This is a genomic window from Aeromonas sp. FDAARGOS 1418, from assembly GCF_019048585.1.
GTDB classification, from domain to species: Bacteria; Pseudomonadota; Gammaproteobacteria; order Enterobacterales; family Aeromonadaceae; genus Aeromonas; species Aeromonas caviae.
Map to the genome: position 1 here is coordinate 1075001 of NZ_CP077387.1, position 13612 is coordinate 1088612.

Here is a 13612-nt window from a genome sequence, read left to right on the forward strand (position 1 = left end):
CGACTTACATTTTGTAGCGAGGTTAACCGTATAGGGGAGCCGTAGGGAAACCGAGTCTTAACTGGGCGTCTAGTTGCAAGGTGTAGACCCGAAACCGGGTGATCTAGCCATGGGCAGGTTGAAGGTTGAGTAACATCAACTGGAGGACCGAACCCACTAACGTTGCAAAGTTAGGGGATGACCTGTGGCTGGGGGTGAAAGGCCAATCAAACTCGGAGATAGCTGGTTCTCCCCGAAAGCTATTTAGGTAGCGCCTCGGACGAATACTACTGGGGGTAGAGCACTGTTTGGGCTAGGGGGTCATCCCGACTTACCAACCCCATGCAAACTCCGAATACCAGTAAGTACTATCCGGGAGACACACGGCGGGTGCTAACGTCCGTCGTGAAGAGGGAAACAACCCAGACCGCCGGCTAAGGTCCCAAAGTTCTGGTTAAGTGGGAAACGATGTGGGAAGGCTCAGACAGCTAGGATGTTGGCTTAGAAGCAGCCATCATTTAAAGAAAGCGTAATAGCTCACTAGTCGAGTCGGCCTGCGCGGAAGATGTAACGGGGCTCAAACCAGGCACCGAAGCCGCGGATTCACACTAAGTGTGAGTGGTAGGGGAGCGTTCTGTAAGTCTGCGAAGGTGTGTCGAGAGGCATGCTGGAGATATCAGAAGTGCGAATGCTGACGTAAGTAACGATAAAGGGGGTGAAAAGCCTCCTCGCCGGAAGACCAAGGGTTCCTGTCCAACGTTAATCGGGGCAGGGTGAGTCGACCCCTAAGGTGAGGCCGAAAGGCGTAATCGATGGGAAGCAGGTTAATATTCCTGCACGACTTGTAATTGCGATGGGGGGACGGAGAAGGCTAGGTGGGCCAGGCGACGGTTGTCCTGGTGAAAGTGCGTAGGTGGTGTTTCTAGGCAAATCCGGAGACACAACACTGAGACACGAGACGAACGCACTACGGTGCGGAAGCCATTGATGCCCTGCTTCCAGGAAAAGCCTCTAAGCTTCAGATTACAAGTCATCGTACCCCAAACCGACACAGGTGGTCGGGTAGAGAATACCAAGGCGCTTGAGAGAACTCGGGTGAAGGAACTAGGCAAAATAGAACCGTAACTTCGGGAGAAGGTTCGCTCTTGATGGTGAAGTCCCTTGCGGATGGAGCTGTCGGGAGTCGCAGTGACCAGATGGCTGGGACTGTTTATCAAAAACACAGCACTCTGCAAACACGAAAGTGGACGTATAGGGTGTGACACCTGCCCGGTGCCGGAAGGTTAATTGATGGGGTTAGCGCAAGCGAAGCTCTTGATCGAAGCCCCGGTAAACGGCGGCCGTAACTATAACGGTCCTAAGGTAGCGAAATTCCTTGTCGGGTAAGTTCCGACCTGCACGAATGGTGTAACCATGGCCATGCTGTCTCCACCCGAGACTCAGTGAAATCGAATTCGCCGTGAAGATGCGGTGTACCCGCGGCTAGACGGAAAGACCCCGTGAACCTTTACTACAGCTTGGCACTGAACATTGAACCTACATGTGTAGGATAGGTGGGAGGCTTTGAAGGCGTGACGCCAGTTGCGCTGGAGCCGTCCTTGAAATACCACCCTTGTATGTTTGATGTTCTAACGCAGGGCCCTGAATCGGGCTCGCGGACAGTGCCTGGTGGGTAGTTTGACTGGGGCGGTCTCCTCCCAAAGAGTAACGGAGGAGCACGAAGGTTGGCTAATCCTGGTCGGACATCAGGAGGTTAGTGCAATGGCATAAGCCAGCTTAACTGCGAGACGGACAGGTCGAGCAGGTACGAAAGTAGGTCATAGTGATCCGGTGGTTCTGAATGGAAGGGCCATCGCTCAACGGATAAAAGGTACTCCGGGGATAACAGGCTGATACCGCCCAAGAGTTCATATCGACGGCGGTGTTTGGCACCTCGATGTCGGCTCATCACATCCTGGGGCTGAAGTCGGTCCCAAGGGTATGGCTGTTCGCCATTTAAAGTGGTACGCGAGCTGGGTTCAGAACGTCGTGAGACAGTTCGGTCCCTATCTGCCGTGGGCGTTGGATGATTGAAGGGAGTTGCTCCTAGTACGAGAGGACCGGAGTGAACGAACCTCTGGTGTTCGGGTTGTCACGCCAGTGGCACTGCCCGGTAGCTAAGTTCGGAATCGATAACCGCTGAAAGCATCTAAGCGGGAAGCGAGCCCTGAGATGAGTCATCCCTGACCCCTTGAGGGTCCTAAAGGGCCGTTGGAGACCACAACGTTGATAGGTGGGGTGTGTAAGCGTAGCGATACGTTGAGCTAACCCATACTAATTACCCGTGAGGCTTAACCATACAACACCCAAGAAGTGTTCTAAGGCTTGTAGCAAATACGAACGAATTACTTACATCAGCTTTTTCAGATTGAAGATTTTGCCTGGCGGCAATAGCGCAGTGGAACCACCTGACCCCATGCCGAACTCAGAAGTGAAACGCTGTAGCGCCGATGGTAGTGTGGCATTCGCCATGCGAGAGTAGGACACTGCCAGGCACCCAATTAAACGGTGACGTGAAAAAATCACGTTACTGGCTGCGAGGATGACACCTCACAAACAAGCAGCAAATGATTTAGCGAAAGCTAACCGAATGCGGAGCGGTAGTTCAGTCGGTTAGAATACCGGCCTGTCACGCCGGGGGTCGCGGGTTCGAGTCCCGTCCGCTCCGCCACTAAATTGAAAGGCCTTCCCTATCGGGAAGGCCTTTTTGCTATCTGACATTTACCCAGTCTCTCATCCTCAGTAGCAGGTAGCTTGGTTGGGTTATCACCCATCCCTACGGCAATCTCCGCCCTATAGAATGGCATTCATGCTTCATTCGTGGTCACACACATAGACAGTTCAGGGATGACTCAACAATCTGCCTGGCTGAGCAGAAGTCAGTGGCCATCGTTACCTGGAGTTAGTCGCCGGGAAATATCCTGGCTGGTTGGTTGCGGCTGATCTGCTGTGTTCTGAGGGCCTAGTGGATGTCGCTGAGCATAGACGAGGGAGGGCGGAGGAAAGGCAAGGAGCGCTACTGTGGCTGCCTCTGGTGGGTATACAAACAGGTTATCAGTGATGCAGATGGCGTGATGTGGGCAGGATCGCTCAGGCTGATTCCATTCTCTGATGTGTGGCCGCACAAAAGAAAAGGGGACAGCAGATGCTGTCCCCTCAAGTCATTTCGTCCATTCCCTGAACTGCCATGCTCCCTGCAATCCTTGACGCTATCCTTTCCTTTGGAAATTCCCCTTCCCAATCCGTTGGGGTGTCCTGTGGCCTTCCTAGCCTGGCAATCTGTCCTGATTGCTTCACCCTCTCCTTCCTGGAGGTGTCCATTACCACATCCCGTGGTGTTCCTGCGTCATCCTGACTGATAACCACCCTGGCTATCACACTTCATCTTGAAGCTGTTCCTGACCGCGTCTTGCGGTGTCCTTACATCCTTGATGAGCGACAATCCGTGCCACTCAACCTCATCCCGAGGTATCCAACTACCGCATCCTGCGGTTGTCCTGTCGATCCTTGTGATAACCATCCTGGCTATCAACCCCATCCCGAGGTGTTCCTTGCCCACATCCTGCAGGCTATTCCTTGTTTATGCGCTGTTTCTGCATCCTGCCGAATCAGCTCGTCCTTGTGAGACCCATACTAAGGCAATTGCAGGCTCGAACAAGGAGTGCAATCGGATTGCGCTCCGTGATACGCGGTACAGAAATGGGCTTGTGTGGAATATTGTCTACGTTTATCAGTCACTTAGATAGTTTCCATGGAAAGCATACCCAGTGCGGGATGGCTTCACGTACGGTTCAACACTGAGGGGTCTTACAGGGGGAATGGCAGATCTCTTACAAGCAGAAATCGGTAGGAAAACGATGGTACAGCCGCTTCAATCAGGGGTGTAAGAGTTCAAAATTAATTGAATACTTATGCTTTAAAAGTAGACAAAAGCCGAGATAAATCTCGGCTTTGTATTGTCTGCTGGTTTCTTTAGCTGACCCTTGTCCCAGGAGTCGGGTAGGCCTTGCGCAGTGATTCGGGTGCAAGTACCTCCAGGTTGCCGCTCATGTTGTTCAGCCAGGAGCGGAACTCGGGCGTATCCTGCACTTCGGTCTCCACCACCACGCTGCGCTTGTCGTAACGGGTCATACGCGGGTTATGCCCCGGGATTTGTCCATCGATCAGGGTCGGGCAGTTGGCATCGATGCGCCCGACGAAGCGGATCGGACCGCTGACGTCCTGATAACCCTGGTCGCGGATCAGCTTCTGGATATTGAAGTCCTTCGGCTGGGTCGCGCTGAAGTTGGTCAACTCCACGTTCTTGATGTGATCGAACGGAATGCCGTAGACCTTGGGATCCAGCTCGGACAGGGTACAGAGCAGGATGGGGCCATCGGGCTGGTTCAGGATGCCGAGGGGATTGATGCGGTCATAGCAGAGCCAGACAGTACGCTCCTTGATGACACGCTGGATCTCGGCGCTGAACTTGCGGCCACGCCAGAGGGCGTCGCGGATCAGGGTGCTGCGGCGGATCTCCGGATTGCCGGCGAAGGGGCGAGGTGACTGGTGCACGCTCTCCAGCCAGCGCTCGGCCAGTTCGCTCTGGCTGTCGCGGATCACCTGACCAGCCTTGTCGATCAGCGGGTTCAATTCGGTCAGCACGCTTGCCGGCAACAGTTGGCTTGCCTGGTCGCTCCAGGTTTTCAGGGCCACTGCCAGCGAGAGCGGCATGATGTTGGCAAAGTCATTGAGACCATGGCGCTCGAAGCACCAGCCATGAGGCTTGCTGCGCTCATCGGAGGTGAGGTCGAACAGTCCCATGCCGGACATCTCTTCCAGGTCCCGTTGCACGGTACGGAGACTGACGTGAATGCCTTCCTCTTCCAGTTTTACCTGGAGTTGGCTGGCGGTCAGCTTGTAAGGGCGGTGCGGGATGCAACGCGCCAAGGTCAGTTGTCGTAACAGCTTCTTACTCATGGTGCATGCCTTCACTGGTTTAGCGTTGAGTGTATCCTAGCTATGGCCTGCGACAGTCTATGTCGCAAGTTTTGCTGCGACAACTGTCGCCATTTTCATACATGAAGAATCAAGTCATTGATAAATAAAACAAAACAACAAGCAAAAGGGGTTGTTTGAGCCCTTTTTTTATTGAAAACAAGCCTTGCGAGGATGCTCGCGACCAGGGTGACAGGAAGGAAATGGAAGCAGTAAGGAGGGGGAGGTGGGAAGGAGGTGGGGGACGGGCCCCCACCTCGACACGTCGTTATGCCAGCCAGGACCAGGCTGATTTGGTGATGGCTGCGCCCACCATGTAGCCGAATACTGCGAGAGCGGCCACTCCGGCCACCAGCTTCTGACCGCGGGCAGGGCGCTTGAGCGCCATGACGCCCAGGCCGATGTAGATCACCAGGGCAATCAGCTTGGCCATCAACCAGGGCTGCTGGCCAGGGCTCATCTGCAGGGTCACCGCCAGCAGCACGCCAAACAGCAGCAGGAAGGTGTCGTTGATGTGGGGCAGCACCTTCAACCATTTCTGTTGCAGCCGCCCGCTGCCCGCCAGCGCCAGGCTCCAGCGGTAGAGGAAGAGCAGCAGGCTGACCAGGGCCAGGGTCATGTGAAGGTGTTTGAGCATGGGGTAATAGGCAATCATGTTGCTTCCTTGTCGTTGTCGGGCAGACCGCTGTTCCATTGATGGGCGTGGGTACGCTCCTGTCCTTCCTGGTCGTCTTGCAGCAGGTCGGAGAGGATGTCGCGGTATTGCAGGCTCTTGTTGATATAGGTGTGCTCGTCGTCCAGGTAGTTGACCTGTTCCCGCAGCAGCCGGTTGTCATACTGCTTGAACATCTGCCCCGCACGCCAGGCCTGATTGGCCCTGAATCCCAAGAGGGTGAGTGCTTCTACCCCAAGATCCACGGCCGACCCCAGGGTTTCGCGGTGCACGCTGTCTATCCCGTGGCGCAGGATCTCGTGGGCATGGGGTCTATCCTGGGCACGGGCCAGTATTCTGAGGTGCGGGAAGTGCTTTTTCACCATCTCGATCACTTCGAGGGAGGTGGCCGGGTCATTGAGGGAGAGCACCAGGAGTTTGGCCTTGTGGGCGCCGGCCGCGTGCAGCAGGTCGAGTCGGCTGGCATCCCCATAAAACACCTGGTAGCCGTACTTTCTCAGCATTTCTATCTGGCTGGCATCCTGCTCCAGGATGGTGGTGCCAATACCATGGCCGTGGAGCAGACGCCCCACTATCTGACCGAAGCGACCGAAGCCGGCGATGATGACCGGGTGTTCCACCAGCTCGGGCTGTTCGTGTTCGGGGGTGTCGCTCTGGTTGCGGTAGTCGAACCAGGGCTGGATCACCCGATCGTTGAGGATAAGCAGCAGCGGTGTCAGCGCCATGGAGAGGGCGACGACCAGAGTCAGCAGTGAGATGGTGCTGCCCGGCAGTACCTTGTTCTGGGCGGCGAACGAGAACAGCACGAAGGCGAACTCACCGCCTTGGGCCAGGGCCAGGGCGAAGGTCCAGCGCTGGTTCGGGGAGAGGCGAATGACAAAGCCGAGCCCCATCAGCACCAGCCACTTGAGCACCATCAGACCGATCACCAGTGCCGGGATCAACAGGGGATGGGCAGCAAAGAGGCTGAAGTCGATGCCGGCACCCACCGACATGAAGAAGAGGCCGAGCAGAAGCCCCTTGAACGGCTCTATGTCTGCTTCCAGCTCGTGGCGGTATTCGCTGTCCGCCAGTACCACGCCGGCGAGGAAGGAGCCGAGGGCGGGGGAGAGACCGACGGATTCCATCAGCACGGCGATGGCGATCACCAGCAGCAGGGCGGCAGCGACGAAGATCTCCCGCATGTGGGACTGGGCGATGGCGCGAAACACCGGCCGCATCAGGTAATGACCACCCAGCACGATGCCGGCGATGGCGGCCACCACCAGCAGGCCGTGCTGCCAGCCTGCCAGCTCTGAGCTGCCGCTGCTGGCGACCGGCGCGATGGCCAGCAGCGGCAGGATCGCCAGGATGGGGATGACGGCGATGTCCTGGAACAGCAACACCGCAAACGCGGAGCGGCCACTCTCGCTCTGCATCAGTTTGCGCTCCTGCAGGCTCTGCAGCACGATGGCGGTGGAGGAGAGCGCAAGAATGAGACCGATGGCGAGCCCCTGCTGCCAGGGCAGACCCAAAAGATAACCCACCCCGGTCAGGGCGACACTGGTGAGCAGCACCTGCAGACCACCGGTGCCGAGGATGGGCCCTTTCAGTTGCCACAACAGGGCCGGGCGCAGCTCCAGACCGACCAGAAACAGCATCAGCACCACCCCGAACTCGGCGAAGTGCATCACGTCTTTCTGCTCGCCCACCAGACCAAGCAGGAAGGGACCTATGATGATCCCCGCCAGCAGGTAGCCAAGGACGGAGCCCAGCCCCCACCGCTTGGCCAGCGGGACGGCGATCACCGCCGCCGAGAGGTAGATCAGGGCATCAAACAGCAATCCATGTCCCATCAGCGGCTCCTCCTTAACATGATGAATGCCGGTGAGGGCTGGCCGGGCCTGCGCCCGGATCGAGTGTGTGTCATGGGAGCACTCCCAGCAGATCGCGCAGATAGGGGCTCTCGGCCAGCTGGGCCGGGGTCAGCTGCTCGTCACGCAGGGCGCACAGCAGTTGGCGATAGTCCTGGCCGCAGCGGCGCAGCGCCTCGGGATCCTCGAGTTTGTGGAAGGAGTGCAGCACGAAAGGGGGCAGCCAGCGCATGCCGCACAGCTGTGCGGTCTGCTGGAAGGGGAGCAGGAAGTCGAGCAGCGGGCGCTGGTTGTAGCCGGCGCGGCAGTAGGATTCGGGGCCGCCCCCCGTGGTGATGGCGCTGAGCCACTGCTTGCCGCTGAGGGCGTGGGCCTCGGGGCCGTAGGCATAGCCGTACTCCAGCACCAGGTCCATCCACTCTTTCATGATGGCCGGGCAGGAGTACCAGTAGAAGGGGTGCTGGAAGACGATGATGTCGTGCTCCGCCAGCAGGGCCTGTTCCCGTTTCACGTTGATGAACATGTCCGGATAGCGCTGGCAGAGATCGTGCAGGGTGATCCCCTCCAGCCCCTCGATGGCGTGCAGGAGTTGCTTGTTGGCCCGGGAACTCTGCAGCGCCGGGTGTGAAAAGATGACCAGAATGCGTTTCATGGGATTCCTGAAGAGGGTCTGCTGCCGGCACATGCGACAGATTGTGAGCTGAAACGTTATCAAGAAGCTCCCTGGCCCGCCAGTTCCGGGATCAGTGCGCGCAGCGCCGGATTCAGGGTCTGGTGGGCGGGGTAGCAGAGGCCGATTCGGCGGAACATCCGGGGGCCGCTCACGGGCAGGGTGCACAGGCCCGCTTCGTCCTCCACCAGCCCGTCGGGCAGGAAGCTGATGCCCACCCCGGCCAGCACCAGCGCCATCACCAGCCCCTTGCTCTCGGCCTTGGCCACCAGATTGAGGGTGAGCCGGTCACAGGCCAGCAGGCCTATGGTTTGCTGATGGGCTTCGCAGGGTGGGCACTCAATAAAATCATAATGTTGCAACTCAGCCAGCTCGATACGCGCCCTGCCCGCAAGAGGGTGTCCCCTGGGAACGCACAGCACGTACTCCTCTTCCCAGAGCGGCAGGAAGATCTCGTCCTCCCGGCGCAGGGCATCCAGGGTCAGCCGGCAGTCGGCCGGAGTGCCGTAATCGGAGAGGGTGAGATCCAGCTCGGGCAGCACCCCCTGCACCCGCCGAAGCAATCCCGCCAGCCGACGTCGGCTGAGGTCGGGCATGATGGCCATGTTGAGTCTCGCACGCGTCGCCTTCTGGCGAAACAGGGTCGGCAGGCGACGCGCCTCTTCCACCAGCTTGACGGCGTGGGGATAGAGATAGTGGGCCGGATCCTTCGCTTCCACCCCCTTCTTGCCCCGGATGAAGAGGCTGTCCCCCAGGCTCTCTTCGAGCTGGCGAAGGCCGGCGGAGAGGGAGGGTTGGCTCACGTGGCAGCGGGCTGCCGCCGCCGTGATGTTCTTCTCTTCATAGATGGCGATGAAGAAGCGCAGCAATCTCAGGTCCAGCATGGGGATACCATAGTTAATTCAGATGATAACCAGCGGAAAACTATATTTATCGCCGATGGATGTAGCGACTATAGTGACTGGGTCCCGTGCTGGCCAGCCCTTGTTTGACGCCCATTTCAACGCATCAGAAGGAAAACTCCATGTCCAAGTCCCTCGTGGTGATCACCGGCGCGTCCGCCGGGATCGGTGCCGCCATTGCCCGCGCCTTCTCCGCCGCCGGCCATCCGCTGCTGTTGCTGGCCCGCCGGGTCGAGCCCATGCAGGCGCTGAACCTGCCCGATACCCTCTGCATCGGGGTCGATGTCACCGACACCGCCGCCATGAAGGCCGCCGTGGCGCAGGCGGAGGCGCAATTCGGCCCGGTGGGATGTCTGGTCAACAATGCCGGCGTCATGCTGCTGGGACAGGCCGACGTGCAGGATCCCGCCGAGTGGCAGCAGATGCTCAACATCAACGTGATGGGGGTTCTGAATGGCGTGCATGCGGTACTGGCCGGCATGAAGGCCCGCCGCAGCGGAACCATCATCAACATCAGCTCCATCGCCGGTCGCAAGACCTTCCCGAACCATGCCGCTTACTGCGCCACCAAGTTCGCCGTTCACGCCCTGACCGAGAATATCCGGGAAGAGGTGGCCGATGTCGGCGTGCGGATGGTGACCATCGCTCCGGGCGCGGTGGAGACCGAGCTGCTCAGCCACACCACGGACGAGCGCATCAAGGCGGGCTATCACGACTGGAAGGATCAGATGGGAGGCGTCATTGCACCCGAGGTGATCGCCGACGCCGTGCTCTACGCCTGGCACCAGCCGGCCAACGTCTGCGTGCGGGAGATCGTGCTGGCAGCCACCCGTCAGCAACCCTGATGCAAACGGGGGAGGGGTTGACCCTCCCCCTGGGCCAAGGGTTACCATAGGCCCTCTTTCGTCATTGAGTCGTCTCATGGTCCTGACCCGTCGCCAACTCGCTCGCGCCCGCCGCTGGCTCCCCCTGTGGAGTCTGGTGCTGGTGCTGATGTCGTTTGGCAGCCGTGCGGCCACCGATCTCTGTACCCTGACGCCCCATTGCAGCCAGAGCGAGCGTACCCTGGAAAAAGCCATGCCCTGCGGCAGCTTCACCTCGGCGCTCGCCATGACGGTGCTCACCAGCGACAGCCTGACGGTTGCCCGGCTTGAGCCCGACAGGCCGACATACCTCTCTCCCTCTCTGTTCATGCCGGAGGCGCCCCTGAAGCGTCTCGAGCGTCCGCCCCGTCACCACGGCTGAGTCGAGTTTCCCTTTCCGGGCATTTCTTCTTAACCGAGGTGAGATATGTACAAGTCCCTGTTACTGGCCGTGCTGGCCGGTACCGTCAGTTTTTCTGCTCTGGCAACCGGGCAGATGACCGTCTACAAGTCCCAGTATTGCGGTTGCTGCAAGACCTGGATCAAGCACATGGAAGAGAACGGCTTTGAGGTCAATGTCGTGGAAACCGAGCAGCTGGACCCGATCAAGCAGCAGCATGGCATCACCCCGCAGCTGGCCTCCTGCCACACCGGGGTGGTGAACGGCTATGTGGTGGAGGGGCATGTGCCCGCTGCCGACGTGCAGAAGCTGCTCAAGGAAAAACCGGCGATCCGCGGTCTGACCATTCCGGGGATGCCCCAGAGTGCGCCGGGCATGGATATTCCGGGTCAGCCCTATCAGGTGCTGAGCATCAGTGACGAGGGCGCGACCAAAGTCTGGTCGAGCTACCCCGGCTGATGGATGCTGACCGTGAGCAGACACACTTCCATCATGTGAGGCACACCTGAGCGAACCCGTGTCGCTCACGGTCAGGGAGGAGGGCCGCCATCGCGAGATGGCGGCCCTTTTTCGTCGATTTGGGGGGGGAATGTCCGGGGAGCCCTTGCAACCCCGGGCGACAAGGGGCAGATTGATCGCCAATTTTTATTTTCTCAGGGACGCTTTTCCCACTGCCTGCCGGTGTGCCGTCTGGATGCGTGCAGCACCAGCGGGAGGGGCGGCCCTGTGACAGCGCAAAGGATGCGACATGTTCACCTTTTCCCGGGGGTTGCTGCTGGCTTGCCTGCTTGCTGCGCCCTGTTCCCATGCCAACGAAGAGTCCGCCATGCCTACAAGCGATACTTCCACCCAGCCTGTCATTGTCCCCCCGGTGGCTGCCAAGCACCCCCATACCCTGAAAAAACACGGGGACACGCGCGTCGACAACTACTACTGGCTGCGTGACGACGAGCGGCAGAAGCCCGAGGTGCTGGACTATCTCAAGGCCGAGAATGCCTACACCGAGGCCATGCTTGCACCAATCAAGCCGCTGCGCGAGCAGCTCTACAAGGAGATGGTGGCCCGTATTCCCCAGCAGGACGAGTCTGTCCCCTATGTGAAGAACGGCTACCGCTATCAGACCCGTTACGAGCCGGGCAAGGAGTACGCCATCTACTCCCGCAGCAAGGTGGAAGGGGACGGGGCGTCCACCCTGCTGCTGGATGGCAACCAGCGCGCCGAAGGCCACGAGTTCTATGCCCTGGGGGCGCTCGAGGTGAGCCGCAACAACCGCTGGCTGGCGGTGGCGGAAGATTATCTCTCCCGCCGTCAATACAGGATCCAGTTCCTCGATCTGGAGAGCGGCGCCTGGGCCGCCGACACCCTCGAGAACACCTCCGGCAACCTGGTGTGGGCCAACGACAGCAAGACGGTCTTCTACGTGCGCAAGCACCCCAAGACCCTGCTGCCCTACCAGGTCTATCGCCACGAGCTGGGCACGGACCCCGCGAAGGATACCCTGGTCTACGAGGAGAAGGACGACTCCTTCTATGTGAGCCTCTACGCCACCACCTCGGAAGATTTCATCGTCATCTCCCTCTCCAGCACCACCACCAGCGAGGCGCGCCTCATTGATGCCAATGTGCCGGGCCAGACGCCACGCCTGTTCCTGCCCCGTCAGGTGGATCACGAATACAGCCTGGATCACTACCGCGGTCGCTTCTATGTGCGCTCCAACAAGGACGGCAAGAACTTCGGCCTCTATGAGACCAAGGAGAGCCCGGTGGATCGCTGGAAGGCGGTGATCGCCCCCAATCCGGACGTGCTGCTGGAGAGCTATGCCCTGTTCAGGGACTGGCTGGTGCTGGAGGAGCGCAGCCAGGGGTTGACCCGGTTGCGTCAGGTCAACTGGCAGAGCGGCGAACAGAAGGAGATCGCCTTCGACGATCCCGCCTATGTCACCTGGCTTGCCTACAACCCGGAGCCGGACACCAGCGCCCTGCGCTATGGCTACTCCTCCATGACCACGCCGTCCTCCACCTACGAGCTGGACATGGACAGCGGCAAGCGGACTCTGCTCAAGCAGCAGCCGGTGGCGGGCTTCGTGCCTGCGCAATATGCCAGTGAGCGGCTCTGGATCACCGCCCGTGACGGCGTGGCCGTGCCGGTGTCGCTGGTCTATCGCAAGGACAAGTTCAAGAAGGCAGGGGGGGGTGAAGGCACCAATCCCCTGCTGGTCTACGGCTATGGCTCCTACGGCGCCAGCATGGACCCGGACTTCAGCAGCTCACGCCTGAGCCTGCTGGACCGGGGCTTCGTCTACGCCATCGCCCATATCCGGGGTGGCGAGGAGCTGGGCCGCACCTGGTATGAAGAGGGCAAGCTGCTCAAGAAGCAGAACACCTTCAACGACTTCATCGACGTGACCGAGGCGTTGGTGGCGCAAGGCTACGGCGCCAGGGAGCAGGTCTATGCCATGGGAGGCAGCGCCGGCGGCCTGCTGATGGGGGCCGTCATCAACCAGGCGCCCCAGCTCTATCGCGGCGTGGTGGCCCAGGTGCCCTTCGTCGACGTGGTCACCACCATGCTGGACGAGTCCATTCCCCTCACCACAGGGGAGTATGACGAGTGGGGCAACCCGAACCAGAAGCGCTATTACGACTACATGAAGGCCTACAGCCCCTACGATCAGGTCAAGGCCCAGGCCTACCCGAATCTGCTGGTGACCACGGGGTTGCACGACTCCCAGGTGCAATACTGGGAGCCGGCCAAGTGGGTGGCCAAGCTGCGTGAGTTGAAGACGGACGACAACCAGTTGCTGCTCAGCACCGACATGGAGGCCGGTCACGGCGGCAAGTCGGGCCGTTTCAAGGCCTATGAGGACATCGCCCTGGAGTTCGCCTTCATTCTGGAGCTGGCCGGCAGCAAGGCGTGATGGCCGGGCCCAAATGAAATCAGCTTGTTACCAAACCCCGTTCCGGCAGCCTCGGATCGGGGTTTTTGCATCTTGGCGACAAAAGCGTCATTAACGTCGTGTTTATGCTGTTCAGTAAGCACTTCGCAATATAACGGACCAGGTTTCTAATCCTTGCCAGTCAAGGGTTGCGAAAGAATCTGGGCGTGCTTTTTATTGCTTCCCTTTAATAGTTCATGTAATTAATCTGCCCTTGAGAAATGAATGATCCGCTTCAAACTTCTCGCTATTTAAATCCGCCATTTTGCTGTTTTGTTTGATTTATGTTGGTGTTATGTGCTTAATCGGAGCGTTAATGCTTTT

Annotated in this window: 9 protein-coding genes, 1 tRNA gene and 2 rRNA genes (1 of these 12 only partly in view); 7 read left to right on the forward strand and 5 right to left on the reverse strand. The window is 59.1% G+C overall.

Annotated features, from left to right (window positions below):
- The 3 genes from I6L48_RS05195 to I6L48_RS05205 all read left to right on the forward strand — a co-directional run.
- A 23S ribosomal RNA gene (locus I6L48_RS05195) occupies positions 1–2317 on the forward strand; it begins 572 nt to the left of the window's first position.
- A gap of 81 nt (positions 2318–2398) precedes the next feature.
- A 5S ribosomal RNA gene (gene rrf / locus I6L48_RS05200) occupies positions 2399–2513 on the forward strand.
- A 99-nt stretch (positions 2514–2612) separates the two neighbouring features.
- A tRNA-Asp gene (locus I6L48_RS05205) sits at positions 2613–2689 on the forward strand.
- 1301 nt (positions 2690–3990) lie between these two features.
- Here I6L48_RS05205 and I6L48_RS05210 read toward each other — a convergent pair.
- The 5 genes from I6L48_RS05210 to I6L48_RS05230 all read right to left on the reverse strand — a co-directional run bounded on the left by I6L48_RS05210 (position 3991) and on the right by I6L48_RS05230 (position 9075).
- Positions 3991–4977 carry a YafY family protein gene (locus I6L48_RS05210; protein ID WP_029313511.1) on the reverse strand — a complete coding sequence of 329 codons (987 nt, stop codon included), beginning with the start codon at positions 4975–4977 and terminating at the stop codon, positions 3991–3993.
- A gap of 286 nt (positions 4978–5263) precedes the next feature.
- A complete protein-coding gene (locus I6L48_RS05215) occupies positions 5264–5650 on the reverse strand; it encodes a SirB2 family protein (protein ID WP_039040394.1) in 387 nt (128 codons plus the stop codon).
- Entirely contained in the window at positions 5647–7503 is a 1857-nt protein-coding gene (locus I6L48_RS05220) for a monovalent cation:proton antiporter-2 (CPA2) family protein (protein WP_010672573.1), read from the reverse strand. The genes I6L48_RS05215 and I6L48_RS05220 overlap by 4 nt, the downstream gene beginning before the upstream one ends.
- 70 nt (positions 7504–7573) lie before the next feature.
- Complete coding sequence (locus I6L48_RS05225; protein WP_010672574.1) at positions 7574–8173, reverse strand: NAD(P)H-dependent oxidoreductase; 600 nt, start codon at positions 8171–8173, stop codon at positions 7574–7576.
- A 59-nt stretch (positions 8174–8232) separates the two neighbouring features.
- Complete coding sequence (locus I6L48_RS05230) at positions 8233–9075, reverse strand: LysR family transcriptional regulator (protein WP_042015287.1); 843 nt, start codon at positions 9073–9075, stop codon at positions 8233–8235.
- A gap of 140 nt (positions 9076–9215) precedes the next feature.
- Between I6L48_RS05230 and I6L48_RS05235 the strand changes: the two genes are divergently transcribed.
- The 4 genes from I6L48_RS05235 (at position 9216) to I6L48_RS05250 (ending at position 13270) form a co-directional block, all read left to right on the forward strand.
- Positions 9216–9938, forward strand: a complete 723-nt coding sequence (locus tag I6L48_RS05235) for an SDR family oxidoreductase (protein ID WP_010672575.1) — start codon at positions 9216–9218, stop codon at positions 9936–9938.
- Positions 9939–10014: 76 nt separating this feature from the next.
- On the forward strand, positions 10015–10338 hold the full coding sequence (locus I6L48_RS05240) for a hypothetical protein (protein WP_010672576.1): 324 nt from the start codon (positions 10015–10017) through the stop codon (positions 10336–10338).
- A gap of 45 nt (positions 10339–10383) precedes the next feature.
- The gene (locus tag I6L48_RS05245; protein ID WP_113069462.1) at positions 10384–10815 is read left to right on the forward strand and encodes a DUF411 domain-containing protein; all 432 of its coding nucleotides are present in this window, start codon (positions 10384–10386) and stop codon (positions 10813–10815) included.
- A 289-nt stretch (positions 10816–11104) separates the two neighbouring features.
- A complete protein-coding gene (locus I6L48_RS05250) occupies positions 11105–13270 on the forward strand; it encodes a S9 family peptidase (protein WP_113069464.1) in 2166 nt (721 codons plus the stop codon).
- The last annotated feature ends 342 nt before the right edge of the window (positions 13271–13612 follow it).